General features: G+C 68.5%; 18 protein-coding genes. 7 read left to right on the forward strand and 11 right to left on the reverse strand.

Annotated elements, in window-relative coordinates:
* Positions 1–139: 139 nt before the first annotated feature.
* Both DKM19_RS21295 and DKM19_RS21300 read right to left on the reverse strand, forming a co-directional pair.
* On the reverse strand, positions 140–1,228 hold the full coding sequence (locus DKM19_RS21295; protein ID WP_110697739.1) for a tyrosine-type recombinase/integrase: 1,089 nt from the start codon (positions 1,226–1,228) through the stop codon (positions 140–142).
* A 171-nt stretch (positions 1,229–1,399) separates the two neighbouring features.
* Positions 1,400–2,335, reverse strand: a complete 936-nt coding sequence (locus DKM19_RS21300; protein WP_239514361.1) for an AraC family transcriptional regulator — start codon at positions 2,333–2,335, stop codon at positions 1,400–1,402.
* 400 nt (positions 2,336–2,735) lie between these two features.
* Here DKM19_RS21300 and DKM19_RS21310 point away from each other — a divergent pair, with 400 nt between their 5' ends.
* Entirely contained in the window at positions 2,736–5,195 is a 2,460-nt protein-coding gene (locus DKM19_RS21310; protein ID WP_162641652.1) for a CehA/McbA family metallohydrolase, read from the forward strand.
* A 211-nt stretch (positions 5,196–5,406) separates the two neighbouring features.
* Here DKM19_RS21310 and DKM19_RS21315 read toward each other — a convergent pair whose 3' ends face one another.
* From DKM19_RS21315 to DKM19_RS21335, 5 genes are all read right to left on the reverse strand, one after another.
* A complete protein-coding gene (locus DKM19_RS21315) occupies positions 5,407–5,874 on the reverse strand; it encodes an SRPBCC family protein (protein ID WP_110705865.1) in 468 nt (155 codons plus the stop codon).
* Between the two features lie 254 nt (positions 5,875–6,128).
* Entirely contained in the window at positions 6,129–6,590 is a 462-nt protein-coding gene (locus DKM19_RS21320; RefSeq protein ID WP_110697745.1) for a hypothetical protein, read from the reverse strand.
* Between the two features lie 1,388 nt (positions 6,591–7,978).
* Positions 7,979–8,449 (reverse strand): nitroreductase family deazaflavin-dependent oxidoreductase, encoded by a 471-nt coding sequence (locus tag DKM19_RS21325; protein ID WP_110697747.1) that lies wholly within the window; start codon positions 8,447–8,449, stop codon positions 7,979–7,981.
* Positions 8,450–8,535: 86 nt separating this feature from the next.
* Positions 8,536–9,003, reverse strand: coding sequence for a hemerythrin domain-containing protein (locus DKM19_RS21330; RefSeq protein ID WP_110697749.1), 468 nt, complete (start codon positions 9,001–9,003; stop codon positions 8,536–8,538).
* A gap of 500 nt (positions 9,004–9,503) precedes the next feature.
* Positions 9,504–10,487, reverse strand: a complete 984-nt coding sequence (locus DKM19_RS21335; protein ID WP_110697751.1) for an aldo/keto reductase — start codon at positions 10,485–10,487, stop codon at positions 9,504–9,506.
* Between the two features lie 147 nt (positions 10,488–10,634).
* Between DKM19_RS21335 and DKM19_RS21340 the strand changes: the two genes are divergently transcribed.
* From DKM19_RS21340 to DKM19_RS21350, 3 genes are all read left to right on the forward strand, one after another.
* Positions 10,635–10,874: a hypothetical protein gene (locus DKM19_RS21340; RefSeq protein WP_089211749.1), complete on the forward strand. Its 240-nt coding sequence runs from the start codon at positions 10,635–10,637 to the stop codon at positions 10,872–10,874.
* Positions 10,871–11,311: a hypothetical protein gene (locus DKM19_RS21345; protein ID WP_110697753.1), complete on the forward strand. Its 441-nt coding sequence runs from the start codon at positions 10,871–10,873 to the stop codon at positions 11,309–11,311. The genes DKM19_RS21340 and DKM19_RS21345 overlap by 4 nt, the downstream gene beginning before the upstream one ends.
* A gap of 213 nt (positions 11,312–11,524) precedes the next feature.
* Positions 11,525–12,535, forward strand: a complete 1,011-nt coding sequence (locus tag DKM19_RS21350; protein ID WP_110697755.1) for a tyrosine-type recombinase/integrase — start codon at positions 11,525–11,527, stop codon at positions 12,533–12,535.
* Between the two features lie 12 nt (positions 12,536–12,547).
* Here the strand turns inward: DKM19_RS21350 and DKM19_RS21355 are convergent, their stop codons facing one another.
* Together DKM19_RS21355 and DKM19_RS21360 are read right to left on the reverse strand one after the other, a co-directional pair.
* Positions 12,548–13,588 (reverse strand): LacI family DNA-binding transcriptional regulator, encoded by a 1,041-nt coding sequence (locus DKM19_RS21355; protein ID WP_239514362.1) that lies wholly within the window; start codon positions 13,586–13,588, stop codon positions 12,548–12,550.
* Between the two features lie 355 nt (positions 13,589–13,943).
* Entirely contained in the window at positions 13,944–14,492 is a 549-nt protein-coding gene (locus DKM19_RS21360; RefSeq protein WP_110697757.1) for an NUDIX hydrolase, read from the reverse strand.
* Between the two features lie 244 nt (positions 14,493–14,736).
* Here DKM19_RS21360 and DKM19_RS21365 point away from each other — a divergent pair, with 244 nt between their 5' ends.
* Genes DKM19_RS21365 through DKM19_RS21375 form a run of 3 tightly spaced genes read left to right on the forward strand, consistent with a single transcriptional unit; the run spans position 14,737 to position 17,222 of the window.
* Positions 14,737–15,657: an ABC transporter ATP-binding protein gene (locus DKM19_RS21365; RefSeq protein WP_110697759.1), complete on the forward strand. Its 921-nt coding sequence runs from the start codon at positions 14,737–14,739 to the stop codon at positions 15,655–15,657.
* Positions 15,657–16,415, forward strand: coding sequence for an ABC transporter permease (locus DKM19_RS21370; protein ID WP_110697761.1), 759 nt, complete (start codon positions 15,657–15,659; stop codon positions 16,413–16,415). Before DKM19_RS21365 ends, DKM19_RS21370 begins: the two co-directional genes overlap by 1 nt.
* Before the next feature lie 3 nt (positions 16,416–16,418).
* Positions 16,419–17,222, forward strand: a complete 804-nt coding sequence (locus DKM19_RS21375) for an ABC transporter permease (RefSeq protein WP_110697763.1) — start codon at positions 16,419–16,421, stop codon at positions 17,220–17,222.
* Between the two features lie 140 nt (positions 17,223–17,362).
* Here DKM19_RS21375 and DKM19_RS49595 read toward each other — a convergent pair whose 3' ends face one another.
* Both DKM19_RS49595 and DKM19_RS21380 read right to left on the reverse strand, forming a co-directional pair.
* On the reverse strand, positions 17,363–17,581 hold the full coding sequence (locus DKM19_RS49595) for a hypothetical protein (RefSeq protein ID WP_162641653.1): 219 nt from the start codon (positions 17,579–17,581) through the stop codon (positions 17,363–17,365).
* Between the two features lie 284 nt (positions 17,582–17,865).
* Positions 17,866–18,906, reverse strand: coding sequence for a helix-turn-helix domain-containing protein (locus tag DKM19_RS21380; protein ID WP_110697765.1), 1,041 nt, complete (start codon positions 18,904–18,906; stop codon positions 17,866–17,868).
* Positions 18,907–19,230 lie beyond the last annotated feature (324 nt).

The following is a 19,230-nucleotide window of genomic DNA, read 5'->3' on the forward strand; positions in this document are numbered from 1 at the left end:
GACGGCCCTGGAGACGCGCACGGCTCAAGGAGAGCGCCCGCGAAAACCTGGCCCCGAGACGGTCGAAGGCGACGCCTCCACAGCGGCCGGCGGGTAGCCCCCGGCCGCAGCGGGTCTCATCGCCGTCGGCGGCCGGGCGTCACGCGCCCTTTGAGGGCTTGCGCAGCAACGGATGGGAGCGCATCGCCACCTCCAGCTCCCCGGGCAGCTCATCGCGGTAGCGGCCCAGCGTCGCCAGGTCACTGTGACCCAGCACCCGCCGTACCGCGTCCATGTCGACCGCATCGGCCAGCAGATGCGTGGCGGTGGTGTGCCGCAGACCGTGCGGGGTCACCGAACGCCGCCGGTCGGGATCCACCCGCCGCTGCACCCGGTCGATCACCGCCTGCACGTCGCCCCGCGCCAGACGCCTGCCCCGCCACGACAGCAGCAACGCCTTGTCCTGCGTCGCCGGCCTGCCCCGCTCCAGATACGCCTCCAGCACCCGGGCCACATCACCGGGCAGCGGCACATCACGCGTCTTGCCGCCCTTGCCGAAGATCCGCCAGTAACGCACCCCGTCGTTGGTGTAGAAATCCTCCACGTTCGCCCGCACCAGCTCCGACACCCGCGGCCCCATCGTCGACAGAAGCAACACGATCAGCCCGTCCCGCAGCTCCGTATGCTGATCACGACGCTGGGAGCGCTGAACGGCCGGCGCCGGACCGTCATCGTCGCCGCCCTCCGGGCCCCCCTCACGGCCACGGTCATCCGGGCCGCCGCCGCGGCCGCCGAGATCGACCGCCGCGCCGATCAGCCCCTGGGCCTGCTCACGGGTCAGCGCCCGCCGCTCCGGGCGCAGACCCCCGCGCTCCCTGGCCGTCACCGTCGTCAGCGCCATCGGATTGATCTGCACCCAGCCCGTCAGCGTCGCGTGCTTGAACAACGCCGAGATCGACCGCCGAAACCTCGACTGCGAGGAGGCCGACTGCAGGCCGCCGTCCGGTACGGCCCGCCGCCCGTCAGGCTTGCGCGCGAACGCCAGCAAGATGGCGTCCATATCCTCACCCGTCAGATCGTCCAGGACCGTCTCCTCACCCGCGAGGGCCACGAAGGTGGCCACATCACGCGCGTAGACCTCCGCCGTCGCCATGGACAGGGCGCCCGTCAGCGTCTTGGCCCGGACCAGCTCCACATAACGATCGGCCGACTCCTGCACGGTGAGACGATTCAGATCCGCTGGCCGCATGATCTCAGGAACACCCTTCCTCGAACGCGCCGGCCCCACCGGCCGGCACCACAACAATCCCGCCACCCACCACGGGCGGCGGCCACACTGTGAGCGCGCCGCCCGCCGCACCGCCACCTACCGCGTCACCGCGTCCGGACACATCTCCGCCGATGCCGCCGATGCCGCCGATCATCCGGGCAGCCGCAGCGTGCTCGGGCTCACCCCGCGCACCCGCTTGAACGCCGCACTGAAACCGAACGCGTCGGCGTAACCCACCTGGCGGGCCGCCGCCGCCACCGTCGTCTCCCGCCGTGCCAGCAGATCCGCCGCCAGCGCCATCCGCCACTCGGTCACATACGCCAGCGGGGGCTGCCTCACCAGCGCGGTGAACCTGCGGGCGAAGGCCGCCCGTGACATTCCCACCGCATCGGCCAGCGCCGCCACCGTCCACCCCGCCGCTGGAGCGTCGTGAATCATCCGCAGCGCCCGGCCGATCCGCGGATCGCTCAGCGCCGCATACCAGCTGGGCGCATCGGCCTCCTCCCGGGCGAACCACGCGCGCAGCGCCACCACCAGCAGCACGTCCAGCAGCCGGTCCAGCACCACCTGCCGTCCCGGCGCCGAACCGCTCACCTCCGCGCAGACCAGCTCCAGCGGCGGGCCCAGCCGCACGTCGCCGCCCGGCACCACCAGCACCTGCGGTAGCACGTCCAGCAGCCGCTGCGACAACTCGCCGCCCAGCTGGTAGGCGCCGGTCACCAGCAGGCACCCGCCGCCGGCTCGGACGCCCCGGTCCAGCTCACTCATCTCGCCCGCGCGGTCCTCGCCGTGGACGACCCGCTGCGGGGGAGTGCCGGGTGAGTCGGCGATCACGAACGCCCTGTCGCTGCGCACCAGTGCCACATCGCCCGGCCGCAGCAGCCGCGCCTCGCCTCCGGCGGGCACCACCCACGCCTCACCGTGAACCGTCGTCGCCAGCGACAGCGGAGCCCGGGCCGCGAACCGCAGCGACCACGGGGGAGAGGCCGGCGACCGGCCGAACACCTCGCCGCGCGCCCGTACCTCGTTCAGGAGATCGCCGATCACATCCACCCCCTCAAGGTAGACGATCACGCATGCCCGCACGCGTAACACCTATAGAAGAGTCTCGTCCGCGTCCGATCGCGCCCGCAGACCCGACGAAAACGGTGTGCACGCCGCATCACGCCGCGCGTCCGCTTCCGTCATCCCGGCCTCAGCGCCGCCACCCGGCAGCGGATCGACGTACCCGATGCCCTCCGGCTTCCCGGCGTGGCCGACCTCGTCGGCGAAGCGCAGCTCCACCCGTGAGTCGGATCGCGCCGGCGCCGGGCCGTACGGGGCGACCCACCACGGACAGAACGCCGCATTGATTCACAATCCGGACATTATGGCTTCCGGTGCCGTTCAGCCCCCGAAAGACCGACCCCGCTAACGTTCCACCGACCTTGCCGCCAACCGGCACCGTCGGCCCCGAACAGGCAACAGATAGGGAACGTCAGTGGGATTGAACCGCAGGCAATTCATGATCGTCGGTGGGACCGTGATCGCGGCCTCCGGACTGACCACGGAACCGGCGTCGGCCTCCGCAACGGAGCAGACACCCACACCCGCGACCACGTCCGCACAGCACACCACACCCCAGGGCCAATGGCTGGCAGGGGAGACCCACGCACACGACGACCACTCAGCCGACGGCAGCCTCCCACGCCAGACCTCCAAGCAGACCCTCCCCGGAAACCTCCCCCTCTCCGACCAGATCGGCGAAGCCGAACGCATCGGCCTGGACTTCCTGCCCCTGACCGACCACCGCACCTACGACCAGCACTGGGACCCCCAGTGGCAATCCTCGAAACTGCTGCTCATCCCCGGCGAGGAAGCCAACGGATCCCCCCACGCCATCGTGCTCGGCGCCATCGACACCATCGTCGACGGGGCCAACCCACCCGGCTCCCCGGCATTCCGGCACGTGCAACAGTCGATCTGGGACGCCCACGCCCAAGACGCCGCCTGGTCGACGGCCCACCCCGACGACGGTGAATACACCCCCGCCACCGGACCCACCGACAACGCCAGCGCCCAGGGAATGAACACCGTCGAGGTATGGAACGTCGCCTCCAACCCCGACGCGCAAATCGACTACACCGAGAACCGATGGAACAACGGCTTCCGATTCGGCGCCGTCGGAGCCAGCGACTGCCACTTCCGTGAACTCTGGGGCACCGCCAGCCCCGGCCAGCCGACCACCTGGGTATTCGCCTCCCAGCGCTCCGTACGCGGAATCCTCGACGCGATCCGCGCCGGACGCACCTCCGTCTCAGCCACCCCCCAGGGACCGTTCGTCACCATCGAGGCCGACGTCGACGGCGACGGCGCATTCGAAGCCATCGGCGGCGACGAAGTGATCGTCCGCGACCGCAAACTGCCAAAAAAGGCCCGGCTCCGCGTACGAATCCGCAGCGGCGCCGGCACCAGAGTCCTCATCTACGCCTCACCCGGACGCTCGGCCGGCCCCCTCGCGACCTTCACCCCCGACACCGCCGACCAGACCTACCTCATCCCCTTCACCCTCGGCGCCGTCCACAACTGGTACCGGGCCGAAGTCCGCGCACCCGGAGCACTGTCCGGACGCGACGCCGACCCGACCCTGCCCGACCAACTGCGCGCGGCCACCTCACCCGTCTTCATCTCCCTGCGCACACCCGCGGAACCCACCCCCGAGATCGCCCTCCCACCCGCCGAAACCCGCAACGACCACGCCACCCCGGCACTCGGCGAAAACGGGCAGTTCACCGGTTACGCCGACGTCGCAGGACAGGGCAACACCGCCCACGTCGTCGCCGAAACACACCGCGACCACAAGACCTCGATCCTCTACCGCCGCATCGAACCCCACGGCCACACCACCCACACGGTCGAACTGTCCGCAGGATCATCCACCGCCTGCTCCCCACGCATCGCGGTATCCGGCGACGACGTCTGGGTCGTATGGCAGGACTCCCAAGGCCGCGAACAACCCCACCAGCCAGAGATCTTCCTGCGCCACAGCCGCAACGCAGGACGCACCTTCGAACCCGCCACCCGCCTGACCAACGGCAGAGGCCGCGCGATCCACCCCGCCCTGTCAGTGCTCGCCGGAAAATACCCCGTCGTCGCATGGGCCGACAACAGCACCGGCGCCTTCGACGTCTACGCACAGGTGATAGGCCTCGACAAAACCCCCGTCAACCTGTCGGCCCCCGGCAAGACCACCGACCCCGGCACCCCCGCCACCGACGCCAGATCCCCGAAATACCCCGCCTCGCTGTTCCCCGCCATCACCGTCGCAGCCGACCGCAGCATCATGGTGACCTGGCAGGACAACCGATTCGACCCCGACCCACTCTGGACCGGACACACCCCGGCACCCGGCCAGACACCCACCGGCACCGACCCGGACAACTGGCAGATCCTGGCAAGCACCCGCGCCACAGGCAGCCGCAACTGGACCGAACCCGTACAGGTCAGCGCCGCCACCGACGCCGCCGACCGGCACCCGAGCGTCACCACCGACCACGACGGCACATTCGTCGTCATGTGGGAGACCAAGGCACTGAAGAGCTCCGGCGCCAACCTGTCACTGCGCGCCAGCCGATCGGCCGACGGCGGCAGAACCTGGTCGCCCTCCGAACCCGTCGGCCTCAACCCCGACGCCATGAGCCAGCGGCCACGCCTGAGCCAGGACCCCGACAACTCCGTACGCGCGGTCTGGTACGACACCCGCTCGGCCGACTGGCGATGGAAGGTGTTCACCTCCCGCCTCGACCGCCGCTCGGGATGGACCCCACCCGTGCAGCTCACCACCCTCGGCAACGGCACGTTCCCCTCCATCGGCCACGGCTTCGTGGTCTTCACCAGCGACCGGGCAGCCACCCGGACCCAGCGCGACGGAACCCAACAGATCTACCTGATCCCCACCCCCAGATAACCGCCCAGCAGCGGGGGCGGCACAACACCTCTTGGCCGCCCCCGCCACCTGCCACACCCGCTCACGCCGGCCTGCGTCGCCGAACCCAGGGGAGTGGCACCGCAGACCCGCGACACCTGAGCACGCCACGACCCGGAACGACCCACCCGGTGAACCGGGTCTCCTCCTCACCGGCAGAAGGGGCCGCCGGCGAAACCTGAAAGAGAGATCGTCACCCGGCGGCGGAAGCGGTTTCGGCGACCTGTTTGACATGCTGATTCCGGACCCGGATCAACACCAGCATGTAGCGGCGAAGCCCCAGGACCTCGGCGACGGTCCCAAGAGGGCCAAAAGGCGCGGCGAAGTCGACAACATCGCTCATCATCGTGCCGCCGCGACCGTCGGACCGGAAATGATGAGCGTGGTACCAGCGCTTGAAAGGGCCGGACACCTGCTCGTCGACGAAATACCGCGGCCGGTCGTAAGCGCTGATCATGGAAGTCATCCGCCAGCGCATACCGAAGTGCCGCGCCTGCCAGGTGACACTCTCACCGAGCTCCAAGCCACCTGCGGTCACTCCACCGACCGCCTCTTCGGACGACCCTGCCATCGAGGCGGTATGGACACCCACGTCCAGCGAGATATCGAAAACCAGACCCGGTGGCGCCATGACATGCGTAACGACCTCGAAGCGCGGCACGCACAAAGCCTAGGGGCGTGGCACGCCGGTGAAACGCTCGGGTCGCCTCACACGGTGCGGATCGGACCGGCCGTATGAGACTCACATGAGACGCGGACCGGGTTCGGCGGGGAGGGATACCTACAGATGTCCTGTCTCATCCGATCTGGTCCAAGCTCAGTGATTCTGCCCGCGCCGGAGCGGATTGGGCGAGACACCGCAGAGGATGCCGTCTCGCCGAATCCGCTCCGAGTGGCCCGTCGCCGGTGTTCTGCTCAGCAGGGGTCTCCAACGCCCTCCGCGACTCTGGCGGTCGCGGCGGCGTGCTCGTCGACGGTCATGCCGCGGTCGGGGTAGCGCTGGTTGAGGTCATACTGGTCGTCGGCCCACACCTGGTAGTCCCGCCGGACGGTGAGCTCATCGGAGTCGAGAACGCGGGCGATATCAGCCCAGGTGACCCCGGCCAGCAACGCGTGGTGGACGTTCGAGGGATGACGCACGGTACGCGCGATGCACTCCGCCAGCGCCAGCAGCTCGATGTGCTCGGCCACGGTGAGCGAAGGCCGGTCATCGGCCCCATGCCGGGCGGGGTCATACATCCCTCGGGTCACCAGCTCGATCCGGGCGCGAGCCGATGCGTTCTTGGCGGCCAGCTCGTTGTAGCGCTCCAGCTGCCGGCTGACGGGCATGTCGTAGCGAGCATCGTGCCAGGTCGTGACGTGCTCAGGCATGGTCATGGCGACTTCTCCAGGGCGGTCGGGTGTTGAACTTCAAGAGGGCCCGGTAGGTGGTCCGGCCGGGCCCCAGGAGCCTTGCGAAGATCGAGAGGGGAGCTTGGGGGATACCTTCTCAGTCTCGCTTGATCCGATGAGAGGACCTGCGCCATGGAGCAGATCCAGTGAGACAAGAACGCGTCCTGGACCAGATGGATGAGGCCTGGGGACCAGGTCCACCGAGACGGGACACCCGCAGGGTAAGCGACCCTTTGATGGCTTTCGTATAGATAAATCCTTAACCAGACAGAATTACCCTTCTGTACTGTTAAGGATCTCTTTGCCTGAACATGGCCGATGGGGGTCGGCGGCGCCATGGAGTCGCCGGAGCGCCGTCCGGCCGCCGCCTCGAGGTGATTCCTTCCCGGCGGACCGCCCCGGCAAGCTGAGCTTTTTGCCGGCGCGCGGGGGAACGCCCCTAGAGATCACTCAGATGGCCGATCTAGATCGTTTTTCGGACATCCCGGCAAGATTGCTCCGCAGTCGGCCGCCACGGCAATCGATCATGAATTTGGCCGTTTCGGCGCCTCGTGAGCCCGATGATCTGCGGCGTACGCAATCTGGAACGTGCGGCTGGAGGGATCGGGCGTGATGGGTGGGTGAAAAACCGTGGGCGCCGAGCCGGATGAGCTGCCGCTTTCCCGGCCTGGCCGTTTCGCGCATTTGATGCATAATCACACTTATGCATCACTTGGGACTGCCCTCTTGGTGTCGGATTCACCTGCTTCCCTGCCCTGTTAAGCCTGGTTCGCGTCTCACGTAACCGATCCGATCCGTGGGTTCGCCATCATCGGCCCCGGCTCCCGCGCCTTTCCACTTCGGCTGTGCCGGAAGGACGATGAGCGCGCTTCGTGCGAACCGGACTATATGGACTATTTCGCCGGATCGGCCGATGGGATTGTCGTGATGCGTGCGGCGACCGTACTTGGCGATCTCTGGTCGTGAGTTCCGGCTCACGAGTACGATCACCGATCTGAGTACGGTCGCGGGTCTGCGGTGCCACTCCCCTGGGCTCGGCGACGCAGACCGACATGAGCCGGTGCGGCAGGTGGCGGGGGCGGCCAGAGAGGTGAGGTGTCGTGCCGCCCCCGCTGTTGAACGGCCATCTGGAGCTTCGATCCCGCGTCGCTCACCCGCGGGCTCCCGCCGTCGGCGGTGGCGGGGAGGTCGTCGTGTCCGCCACTCCCCCCGTGTTGTTGGGTGGGCCACTCCCCTGGCGGTGGCCTCCGCCGATGGGCCTGCATTCCGATGGGGGTTTTCTGTCGGTTCTGTCGTTGATTTGGGGTCTTTCGAGCAGGCTCCGGTAGACGGCCGGCACGTCCTCCCTGAGCGACGTCCTTGACGTTCTGCGGTCAGGGTGTGGTGGCGGGGCCGGTCGGGGTCAGGGCGACAACGGGGATCGACCGCCCCGCTGTGGCCTGGTAGTCGAGGTAGCCGGGAGCCAGGACGGTGATCTTTTCGAAGAGGGCGTCGCGTTCGGCGCCTTCGGTGACAGCGGCGTGAACGGTGAGGGTGTGGTCGCCCAGCTCGATGACGGCCTCAGGATGGGAGCACAGGTTGTGGTACCAGGACGGGTGGCGAGGAGATCCGCCTGCCGATGCGACGACGAGCAGGCGCTCACCGTCGCGGAAGTAGGTCAGCGGGGAGGTCGCCGGGCGTCCCGAGCGGGCGCCGAGCGTGGTGAGCAGGAGAAGGTCGGCTCCGGTGAAAGGGCCGCCGACAGATCCGTGGTTGGCTCGGAACTCGGTGACGATCGGCTGGTTGACCGGGTGCACGTACGGGTCCGGTGAGAAGGCGGGAAAAGGTGAAAGCGTGTCGGGCATGAGTCGTCTTTCGGTACGGAGGAAATGAGGAGGGTCTCGTCGAGTCAGGGGCGGTACGACGGGATGGAAGGCCGCGATCAGAGTGATCAGAGCGGTCCGAGGAGGTCATGCGGATCGGCCTCGAGGTCCAGGGTCGACAGGACGCCCAGGAGTTCGCGCTCCTCGTACCGGAAATGGGACTCCATGATCGCGGAGAGGCCGTCCAGGTGCCCGGCCAGCTCGCTCGGCGTGGCGTCCGAGGTGATCGCGTGGTCCAGCCGCCCGAGCAGCATCGCGATCATCTCGTGGTCCTGCTGGAGCTTGGCGATCGTGGGCCGCAGCGACGGATGGCGCGTGGACAGTTCGGGAAAGAGCCCGATGTCCTCGCGCATGTGATGTCCGTCGAGGGCGGCGCAGAATCCCTTGCAGTACAGCAGGAGGTCTGCCCGTGCCGAGGCGGTGTCCCCGGCTTTCAGGGATTCGCGTACGAGGCGCAGTGCTCGATGCAGGCGTTGGTGTGCCGCCTGCAGTTCGAGGTTCCAGGCTATGAGCCTGTTCTTCTCGCTCTCACCCATGGGTGGGGAACGGGGGAAGGGTCATGATGACCACCTTCCGGATCCGACGCCTCCATGCCTGACGCAGTCCGTCATCGACACGCGACGCTGCCTGGAACTCTAAACCGGCGGTCCCCGGAAGAACAACTCGGGTTGGCAGTCCCGCACCATCGGTGTTCGCTTTCACCGTCGCCGCCCAGGTCGCGGTCGCCATCGCGTTGCCGGGCGGTTTCGGCTTCGCCACCGTGGCTCCGCTGCAGACTCCGGGAGTTCGACACCGCGGAGGCCTCCCCCACCCTGGCCCCACCGTCAACGTCGCCGCCTTCGATCTGGGCGATGCGATCGCCGTCTGCCTGGGCGGACTGGTCATCGATGCCGGACTTGGTTGCACCGCTGTTCCTCGGACTCGATTTCACTGCGGCGGCCGGATGGCGCCGGTCGGTGAGCAGCCCCATCGGATCGAGTGGGATGCGCCGGTCGTCGTCGCCGCCGGTGCTCGCCCGTCCGGTGTCCGGACGTGGTCAGCCGGGCCGGCCGTCGGCTATGCGGGTGATCGTGGCGCGTTCGGGTGGGGTGAGTGGGACGTCGAGGGCGGCGCACATGCTGGTGAGCTGTTCGGGTGAGCGTGCGCCGATGACCAGGGCGGTGACGGCCGGGTCGGTCAGGGCCCATGCCAGTGCCATCGTCGGCAGTGACAGGTCGCGTTCGGCGGCGGCGTTTTCGAGGTTCTTCAGGATGGTGAAGGTCGCGTCGTTGGACAGGTGGCCGTACCAGTCGGGGCGCAGTGTCATTCGTGAGCCTTCGGGAAACGGCTGGTCGGCGCGGTATTTTCCGGTCAGCCAGCCGCCGGCGAGGGGGCTGTAGGGGGTGAGGCCGATGTTGTGCCGGGAGCAGGTGTCGAAGGCGTCGGCGGCGGCCGTGCGGTCGAGCAGGTTGTAGCCGCACTGCAGGTTCGCCGGGCCTGCCGCGCCGAGCCGGTGGGCGGTGGTGGCCGTCTGTTCGATGGTGTCGCCGGTGTAGTTGCTGAGGCCGTAGTGGAGGATTTTTCCTGCCTGGATGAGTTCGTCGAAGGCGCCTATGGTCTCCTCGATGGGTGTTGAGGGGTCGGGGGCGTGGGCGAGGTAGAGGTCGATGCGGTCGGTGCGTAGCCGTCGCAGGCTTGCGTCGATCTGTTCGTGGATGTGCCGGCGTGACAGTCCGGAGTCCTGTGGTCGTGGTCCGACGGGGTTTCGGACCTTGGTGGTCAGGATGGTGTTGTCGCGGACGCCGCGGTCGGCCGCCCATTGTCCGAGCCATTCTTCGGAGCGGCCGCCGCCGTAGGAGTTCGCGGTGTCGAACATGGTGATGCCGAGGGTGAGGGCGTGGTCGAGGAGGGCGAAGGCGGTGTTTTTGTCGTCGCCGTGGCCGAACAGTTCGGGAGAGGATCCGATTCCGCCGAAGTTGCCGCAGCCGAGGATGAGGGCGGGGATGTCGAGGCTGCTGTCGCCGAGGCGTTCGTAGCGCATGGCGTCAATGTAACCGGGCGGCGCTGCCGTACGGTTTTTGGGCTTGTCGGCTTCGGGGTGATCATCGCCGCCGGGAGCGCGGTGGTGTACCGCGGCTGGTTCGTTGGGTTTGGGCGCGTGCCGGTATGCATAACGTAGGCTGATCGTATGACGAATCGCATCAGTGTCGCGATGCCCGAGGATCTTGAGGCTCAGGTCCGTGAGCTCGCCGGCGGCAACATGTCCGCCTACATTCTGGACGCCGTGCGGGCCCGGGTGGACAGGGATCGGAAGATCCGCGCCTATCACGCCAGTATCGGTGGTGCTCCGGAGCTTGGCGACACCGCCGAGGATCGGGCGGCGCTGGAGCGCATTCGCGGGTTCCTGCAGTTGCCCGAGTCGGCGTGAGCGTTCCGGATCCGGTGCTGGGCCGGGGTCTGGTGCTGGATGTCAGTACGGTGCGGTTGCATCTGTCGGGAGACGTCTACACGGCCGCGATGATCGGGGCGGCGCTGGAGTACGAGCGGCCGCTGGTCATTCCTGCCTTGGTGCTGGTCCAGGCCTACCGCGAGGCCGTGCCCGGTCCTGCCCGGACGCGTCTGGTCGGCCTGGTATCCGTCGTCACCGAGCCGGATCTGTCGGATGAGGTCAGTCGCGTCACCGCGCGGGACATCGGCACGGTGTGCCAGTTGGCCGGGGTGGAGGATCTGTCGATCGGCCATGCCCTGTGGGCTGCTCTCGAGCGGCGTAATCAGCCTGATCCGCTCTATGACTGGGCGATTGTGACGGAGTATCCGGAGGTGTATCGCAAGGTGGCTCCGACGGTGCCGACGGGTTGGCGTTGACGCCGCGGTGTGGGTGGCGGTTTCGCGGGGTCTGCGCGCGGACGGTGATCAGCAGGGGTCTGCAGGGGTACAGCTTGTTCTTTGGTGCCGGTGTCCGTACCTGGCGGATCGGCGGGCGTTGAGCAACTACGGTGAGGCGGGACGGTTTCGTTTGTCCTGCTGTGTTCGCCGGGGTTTCGCCGGGAGCAGGTTGACTCGGATGGGGCGGCCCTCATGGGTGGTCATGACCCGCTGGTGCTGATGTGCCTGCCGGAGGCGATTGAGGAGTTTCTCTCCTGTCTGCGGGCCAGGAAGCTCTCCCCGCACACCGTCTCGGGGTATGAGAGCGATCTGCGGATCGTCGGGGAGATCGCCGCGGGTCTGGCCGGGGTGGCGGTCGACGGCCTCGAGGTCCGCCATCTCAACGGGCGTCTCATCAGGGGCGCGTTCGCGGTCTTCTCCGATCCGAGGTCGGCCGCGAGCATCAACCGGGCGTGGTCCGCGTGGAACCGGTTGCTCACCTTCTGTGTGTCGGAGGGCATGCTGGAGGGCAATCCCATGGCGGCGGTGCCTCGTCCCAAGCAGCCGGCCAAGGCGCCCAAGCCTCTTCTGGGTGACGGGACGGCGTCGGCGGAGCTGCTGGAGCGGATCGCCGCGGGGGCTCGTAAGGCTCGCGATCCGTGGGTCGAGCGTGATCTGGTGGTGCTGGGGCTGGCGCTGGTGACGGGGATGCGTTCGGCGGAGCTGCTGGGGGTGACGCTGGGCTCGATCGGGGGTTCGGCGGGTGACCGGCGGATCCAGGTCGTCGGCAAGGGCGGCAAGACCCGTTCGCTGCCGATCGAGCCGCCGATCGAGTTTCTCATCGAGCGTTATCTGGACAGCCGTCTGCGCCGGTTCGGCCTCACCGCGCTCCCCCGTTCCGCCGCGCTGCTCGTCGACACCGCCAATGAGCCTCTGCGGCGGGGTGGCCTGCAGTATCTGGTGCGTCAGTGCTACCGGTATGCGGGTATTCACGACCGTGTGCAGAAAGGCACCCTGGTGCACGCGTTGCGCCATGAGTTCGCCACCCGGCTGGCCGAGCGGGGGGCCTCGGCGCACGAGTTGATGGAGTTGCTCGGCCACTCCTCCATCGTCACCGGGCAGGCCTATGTCGCCTCGACGGCGCGTGAGGTGCGTCGGGCGGCGCAGGGCAACCCGGCGTACGGGGTGCTGGATCGGCTGGGCGCGGGTGGCGGGGACGGGTGAGGTTTTCGGGGGTCAGCGGGGTGGGCGGGCGCTGGTGCTTTCGCGGACGACGAGTTCGGGTTCGATCAGGTGGTGGGCCGGGCTGGTGCGGCCGTCGATCCGGTCGAGCAGCAGTTGGAAGGACAGGCGGCCGACCTCGGTGAAGTTCTGTCTGACGGTGCTCAGCGGCGGCCACAGGTAGGGGGCTTCGGGGACGTCGTCGAAGCCGACGACGCTGACGTCCTGGGGCACCCGGCGGCCGGCTTCGCGCAGTGCTCGCAGTACTCCGGTGGCCATGTGGTCGTTGGCTGCGAAGATCGCGGTGACCTCGGGGTCGCGGGCCAGGAGTTTGCCGTGTTCGAATCCGGAGCGGGCGCTCCAGTCGCCGAGCAGGGGTTCGGGGATCTGGCGGTCCTCGGATTGCAGGACCGATCGCCAGCCTTCGATGCGGGCGCGGGCGTCGATCCAGTCCTGTGGTCCCGAGACGTGCCAGACGGTGTCGTGGCCGAGGCTGAGCAGGTGTCTGGTCGCTCGTACGGCTCCGGTGGCCTGGTCGACGGAGGCGACGGGGACGGGGAGGTTGTCGCGGGCGCCGACCACGACGACGGGCAGGTCGGGTGGTAGGTGGCGCAGGCCGTCGGCGGCCGATTCGTGGGGGGCGACGATGATGACGCCGTCGACGGACTGGAAGCGCAGGCGGTTCACGGCCTCGCCGATGGAGCGGCGGTTGAGGGCGCCGACGCTGACGATCGTGATGAGGTAGTCGTCGGCCCGGGCGGCCTGCTCGATGCCGTGGAGGGTCGAGGCGGGGCCGTACAGGGTGGTGTCGAAGCTGACGACGCCGAGTGCTCCGGAGCGGCCGGTCACCAGGGAGCGGGCGGCGAAGTTGGGGCGGTAGCCGAGGGCGCGTACGGCGTCCAGGACGCGGGCGCGGGTGTCGGGGCGTACTTTGTCGGGGGTGTTGAGGACGCGGGAGACGGTCATCGCCGAGACGCCTGCTCGCTCGGCGACGTCCTCCATGACGGCGGCTTTGGGTCGGTTGGTGGGGTCCGGTCCGGATGCGTGCTGGGTCAACCTGTCCGCCTCGTTGAAGTTATCCTTAGGATATCCGAGTGTTTGCGCTAACAGATTTCATGTCAAGTGACATCGGGGCGCGGCTCCCCTGGAACGCTGTTATCTGGGAAAACGGATACAGATTCGGCTGACCTCTTGACGCCGATCAGGTGATAGCGCTAACAACTACCGGATCGCCCTCTCCCGCCTCACCGGGCCGGAACCCCGGCCCCGGGGTGCCGTACCCCGGCTCCCCCGCCGGCGCTGAGCCGGGGTACGCGCCATCCCGCCGGGCGCCTCCCCCAACGCCACACCCCGCGCCGACGAGACCGGGACGCGGTGGTTGCGGGAGGAGGCGGCGGGAACGGCTGCCTTTTCAGCTCGGCTCGCGCAGCCGCAGCAGGGTGTAGGCGGCGATCGAGCTGCTGTCGGTGATGGTGCCCCGCAGGATCATCCGCTCGAACTCGGCCTGGGAGACCCAGCCCTGGCGCATGTCCTGCTCGGTGTGCTCACGGTCGGGGGCGCCGGGGGTCAGGTCGGTGGCCACGAAGACGTCGAAGCGCTGGTCGCTGGTGCCGTGGGAGTTGTCCAGGCGGCCGAGATGGATCATCGACGCCGCCCGGAGACCGGTCTCCTCGGCGAGCTCGGTGTGGGCGGTGGCCTGCGGGGAGGGGCTGTCGGTGACGCTGCCCTGGGGGAAGCTCCAGGTGCGGCGGCCGATCGGATAGCGATACTCCTCCACCAGGTGGAAGCCGCCGTTCTCCATGGGAATGACCACGGCGAAGCTGCCCTGCTCGACGACCCCGTAGATGCCGTGCGAGCCGTCGGGGCGCTGGATGCGGTCCTCTCGCACCGTCATCCAGGCGTTCGTGTAGACCACCGTCGAGTCGAGGGTACGGATCGTCGGTGGCTGTGCGTCGGTCATGGCATGGGAGCTTACTGGCGAGCTCACGGCCGGGCGGGCGGATCCGGGGAGCACGCGCCGCGGCCGCCCGGAGGGCGCGTTCACGGAGAGCGGCGCCGCAGGCGCTCTGCCGCCGGGAAGGGTTCCGGAGACGCGCGGCTCTCCCGGTCCGGTACGGAGCGGCCTCGCGTGGGCCCGTCCCGGGGAGGGATCGCGGAAATAACCCTTTGCGGAACTGTCGGCGGGCTCTGTTACCGTCCTGGGCGTGCCTGAACAACCTCTTATCCATGCCCGTGCTCTGGTCAAACGGTTCGGTGACTTCACCGCGGTCGACGGGATCGACCTGGACGTGGCGCCGGGTGAGGCGTTCGGATTCCTGGGGCCCAACGGAGCCGGGAAGTCCTCCACGATGCGCATGATCAGTTGCGTGTCGATGCCGACCTCCGGGGAGCTGCGCATCCTGGGCATGGACCCGGTGCGCGAGGGCCCGAAGATCCGCGCCCGGCTGGGGGTCTGCCCGCAGCTGGACAACCTGGACCCGGATCTGAGCGTGCGGGAGAACCTCACGACGTACGCCCGCTACTTCGGCCTGTCGAAGGCGGAGTCGCGGCGGCGGGCCGATGAGCTGCTGGAGTTCGCGCAGCTGCAGGACAAGGCCGGCAGCCAGGTGGAGCCGCTCTCGGGGGGCATGAAGCGGCGGCTGACGATCGCGCGCTCCCTGGTCAACGAGCCGGACCTCGTGCTGCTGGACGAGCCGACGACGGGGCTGGACCCGCAGGCGCGGCACCTGCTGTGGGAGCGGCTGTTCCGGCTCAAGCAGCGGGGCACGACGCTGGTGCTGACCACGCACTACATGGACGAGGCCGAGCAGTTGTGCGATCGGCTGGTGGTGATGGACGGCGGGCGGATCGTGGCGGAGGGCTCTCCCCGGTCGTTGATCCAGACCTACTCCACGCCCGAGGTGGTGGAGCTGCGTTTCACCGACGAGGTCGACTACGCCGGGAAGCTGGAGGGCATCGGGCGTGTCGATCCGCTGCCGGACCGGATCCTGCTGTACGCCGACGACGGGGACGCCGCGGTGTCGGAGGTGCACCGGCGGGGGCTGACGCCCTCCAGTGTGCTGGTGCGCCGTTCCTCGCTGGAGGATGTCTTCCTGCAGCTGACCGGCCGGACGTTGGTGGACTGATGGTTCATCCGACGGTGGCGGTGCTCGAGCGCAACCTCGCCCTGTATCGGCGGCTGTGGCGGGCCTCGGCGTTCTCCTCCTTCATCCTGCCGGTGTTGTTCCTGGTCAGCATCGGGGTCGGGGTGGGGGGATACGTCGGGACGATCGGCGGCGTCGACTATCTGGCGTGGATCGTGCCCGGGGTGATGGCCTCGACGGCGTTTCAGATGGCGATCGGCGAGTCGACCTATTCGGTGCTGGGCGACTTCAAGTGGGTGCGGGCCTATCACGCGATGCGCGCGACACCGGTCGAGGTCCGCGACATGGTGTCGGGCTGGTTGCTGTACATCCTGATCCGGGTGGAGATCGCGGCGGTCGTGTTCCTGGGGATCACGGCGCTGTTCGGCGCGCTGCACTCCCCCTGGGCGGTGCTGACCCCGGTGATCGCGGCGCTGGTGGCCATGTCGGCCGCGGCTCCGGTGATGGCGTTCGCGGCCAGCATCGAGCACGACAGTTACTTCGCGCTGCTGTTTCGGTTCGTGATGATCCCCTCCACGCTGTTCGCCGGGGTGTTCTTCCCGGTGGATCAGCTGCCGCAGCTGGTGCGCCCGCTGGCATACGTCTCCCCGCTGTGGCACGGGGTGGAGCTGAGCCGGGCCGCGACGCTGGGGGTGGCTGCTCCGTGGCCGATCTGGGCGCACGCGGGATACCTGCTGCTGTGCTGCGCGGCCGGACTCACCTGGGCGATCGCCGCCTTCCGCAAGCGACTTCAGGACTGATTCATGATTTCCACGATGGTGGCCGCCCGGGTCTCTCCCTCCCGGGTGGGCGCGGTGATGAACCGCAATGTGGGGGCGCTGCGTTCGGGCCCCTCCTACTGGCTGGTTCTGCTGTCGGGCTTCTTCGAGCCGGTGCTGTATCTGTTGTCGATCGGCATCGGGGTGGGAGCGCTGGTCGGTGACCTGACACTGCCGAGTGGCCGCGTGGTGGAGTACGCCGTGTTCGTCGCCCCGGCGATGCTCGCGGTCTCGGCGATGTCGGGGGCACTGTCGGAGACGACGTTCAACTTCTTCTTCAAGATGAAGTACTCCAAGACCTTCGACGCGATCCTGGCGACGCCGGTCAAGCCGTTCGAGATCGCGCTGGGTGAGCTGGCCTGGGCGATGGTGCGCAGCTCGGTGTACACCATCGCGTTCCTGATGGTGATGGTCGCTTTGGGGTTGACGAGCCCGGGCTGGGCGCTGGCGGCGTTGCCCGCGACGTTGCTGGTGGGGCTGGCGTTCGGCGGCGTCGGGATGGCGATCAGCACGCTCATGCGGGGCTGGCAGGACTTCGACATGCTGACCACGGGCCAGTTCGCGCTGTTTCTGTTCTCCGGGACGTTCTCCCCGGTGCAGGACTACCCGGTGGCGATGGAGATCGTGGTGTGGCTCACCCCGCTGTATCACGCCGTGGAGCTGGTGCGGGGATTGGCGATCGGGGAGCTGCGCTGGGGGTTGCTGGGGAACGCGGCGTATCTGCTGGTCATGATGGCTCTGGGGCTGACGTTCGCGGCCCGGCGGATCCAGAGGACGCTCTGCGTGTAGGCGGCCACGCACTGCCGGTGGTCCCCTACCGGCAGTGCGTGGCGACAGGTGGGCCCGTCATCCGTGAGATGGGCTGCCGCCAACCCGGCTCACGGCCATGGCCAGGGCCCTTCCTCGGGAAAGGTCTGCGTGAGGTCGCTCTATGTCGGACCGACCCAGGAGAGCTGCGCGCCGGTGGGGCCCATCCAGGAGGGATCGCTGATCGTCGCGCCGGGCCAGGCGAGGTGCGCGCTGGTCGGGCCCATCCAGGAGAGTTGCGCGCTTCCGGGGCCGGCCCAGGAGAGCGCGGTGGGGGTGAAGGCGGCCACCGCTCCGAGGAGGGCCGTGCCAAGGATCGTTGCCGTAAGACGTGAACGCATGATTCGCTCCATTGATGATGCGCGCGGCGCCTGCGGGCGGGCGCGTCTGATCAGGTTCGTCGAGATGCGATGAGGCGGGCGGTGATGGGGCGAACGCGGATCCTTCGCCGGTTCGCCCCCCGGGGGGGTCTGGGAAGTCCCCGGCCGGCGCACCTCACCTGTGGCGATGTGCGCCGGCCTGCGCCGTACTGGCCGGTACGGGCTCCCTGTTGCCGTGGCCTCTGGGTTGTGTGTGCTGGTCTGTGAACCATCCTGTCGTGCGTCGCCGGTGCCGTCATTGACGGTCAGCGCCCGGTCGTTGACCGTTCGCGCACACCCGAGGGCATATCCCGATCATGGCGTTCGCGCCGGTAGGCGGCGGGCGGCATTTCGTAGACGGTGCGAAAGAGCCGGTTGAAGTGCGAATCGTCGATGAAGCCCCACCGGGCGGCGATGGTGTTCACCGGGTGGCCGTCCATCGCGGGGTCGGCCAGGTCGCGGCGGCAGCGTTCGAGCCGGCGGTGCCTGATCCATCCCGCCACGGTGAGTCCCTGCCGCTGGAAGAGCCGGTGCAGGTAGCGGGTGGAGATGTGGTGTGCGGCGGCGACCGATGAGGGGGTGAGGTCGGCCTCCCCGAGTCGCTGCTCGATGAAGCTCTGAATCTGCACGAACAGCGCCGCCGCCCGATCGCCCGCGGGCAGCCACGACTCCCCCTCGGACTCATGGGCGATCCAGGCCGCGACGAGGTCGAGGACGATCGTCGACATCCGGGCGATGTCCTGGGGAGAGAGTTCTTCGGGCTGGGCCATCAGCTGGCGGAGCACCGCGGTGAGAACGCCGCCGATGCCGCCCTGCCCGGACATCCGCCGCAGGAGGAGCCGCTCGACCATGGCGGCCGGCAGCGGGAGCAGGTCGCGGGGGAACTGCAGGATCAGCCCGTCGGTGAAGCCGGGCGCGGCGTCCTCCGCCGGCCGGTCGCCGGCTTCCATCCGGACGTGGAAGGCGCGGGAGGTGTCGTACAGCACGAGATCGGTGGGTTCCAGGCAGGCCTCGCGGTCTGCCTGGCTGATGTGGGACCTGCCCCGCAGGATCATGGACAGGTGGTAGAGGCCGGGGTCGGAGCGGCGGATGAGCGCCGGGCTGCGGCGGGCCTGGAACGGCACGCACCGCCCTCTCGTCAGCTGTGAGGAGCCCAGGTCGAGTGAACGCATCTCCGCGCGGAAGTTCGTTCCCTGGTCGCTGGATCCGTGCACCGGCACGATGGATTCGGCGACCGCCCCCCACCAGAAGTCGGAACGATCAGGGGCGGCCACATGGTCGGTACTGATCAGATTGAGCAATTGCATCCCCTCGGTTGCTCACCTCACCGGTCAGGCAGCCGTCGGCATCTTTTCCCCGTCGTAGCTGACCCGGTGCTTCTTCTCCTCTGGGAGGCGGTGCGGTTCGCAGTGCCGTAGCCGCACCCCCGTTTCCGGACTTCCCCGTCGTTTTCTCGCGGCGCGTTTTTCCCTGTACGCGCCGGTGAGCCGGGCCGGCTGTTCTCCGGCGTCTTCCGGTGATTCACATAACGAGATTCAGGCGACCGTATCCCGGCGGGTGCTTTCGAATGATTGATGCTCACTTGGTATCGGCTTGCTGGAGGGCAGGCCGTTCGCCCTCGGTGCTGTTCG

The sequence above is a fragment of the Streptosporangium sp. 'caverna' genome, from assembly GCF_003203775.1.
Lineage (GTDB): Bacteria > Actinomycetota > Actinomycetes > Streptosporangiales > Streptosporangiaceae > Streptosporangium > Streptosporangium subroseum.

Excerpts from the sequence above, each read along its gene's own strand:
- DKM19_RS21335 (WP_110697751.1), bottom strand. The coding sequence starts at position 10,487 with ATGCGCTACGAACGCCTCGGCGACAGCAGCCTCGACATCCCCGCCCTC.
- DKM19_RS21370 (WP_110697761.1), top strand. The coding sequence starts at position 15,657 with ATGGTTCATCCGACGGTGGCGGTGCTCGAGCGCAACCTCGCCCTGTAT.
- DKM19_RS21360 (WP_110697757.1), bottom strand. The coding sequence starts at position 14,492 with ATGACCGACGCACAGCCACCGACGATCCGTACCCTCGACTCGACGGTG.
- DKM19_RS21295 (WP_110697739.1), bottom strand. The coding sequence starts at position 1,228 with ATGCGGCCAGCGGATCTGAATCGTCTCACCGTGCAGGAGTCGGCCGAT.
- DKM19_RS21330 (WP_110697749.1), bottom strand. The coding sequence starts at position 9,003 with ATGGGTGAGAGCGAGAAGAACAGGCTCATAGCCTGGAACCTCGAACTG.
- DKM19_RS21325 (WP_110697747.1), bottom strand. The coding sequence starts at position 8,449 with ATGCCCGACACGCTTTCACCTTTTCCCGCCTTCTCACCGGACCCGTAC.
- DKM19_RS49595 (WP_162641653.1), bottom strand. The coding sequence starts at position 17,581 with ATGCGTTCACGTCTTACGGCAACGATCCTTGGCACGGCCCTCCTCGGA.
- DKM19_RS21375 (WP_110697763.1), top strand. The coding sequence starts at position 16,419 with ATGATTTCCACGATGGTGGCCGCCCGGGTCTCTCCCTCCCGGGTGGGC.
- DKM19_RS21340 (WP_089211749.1), top strand. The coding sequence starts at position 10,635 with ATGACGAATCGCATCAGTGTCGCGATGCCCGAGGATCTTGAGGCTCAG.
- DKM19_RS21380 (WP_110697765.1), bottom strand. The coding sequence starts at position 18,906 with ATGCAATTGCTCAATCTGATCAGTACCGACCATGTGGCCGCCCCTGAT.
- DKM19_RS21320 (WP_110697745.1), bottom strand. The coding sequence starts at position 6,590 with ATGACCATGCCTGAGCACGTCACGACCTGGCACGATGCTCGCTACGAC.
- DKM19_RS21350 (WP_110697755.1), top strand. The coding sequence starts at position 11,525 with ATGGGTGGTCATGACCCGCTGGTGCTGATGTGCCTGCCGGAGGCGATT.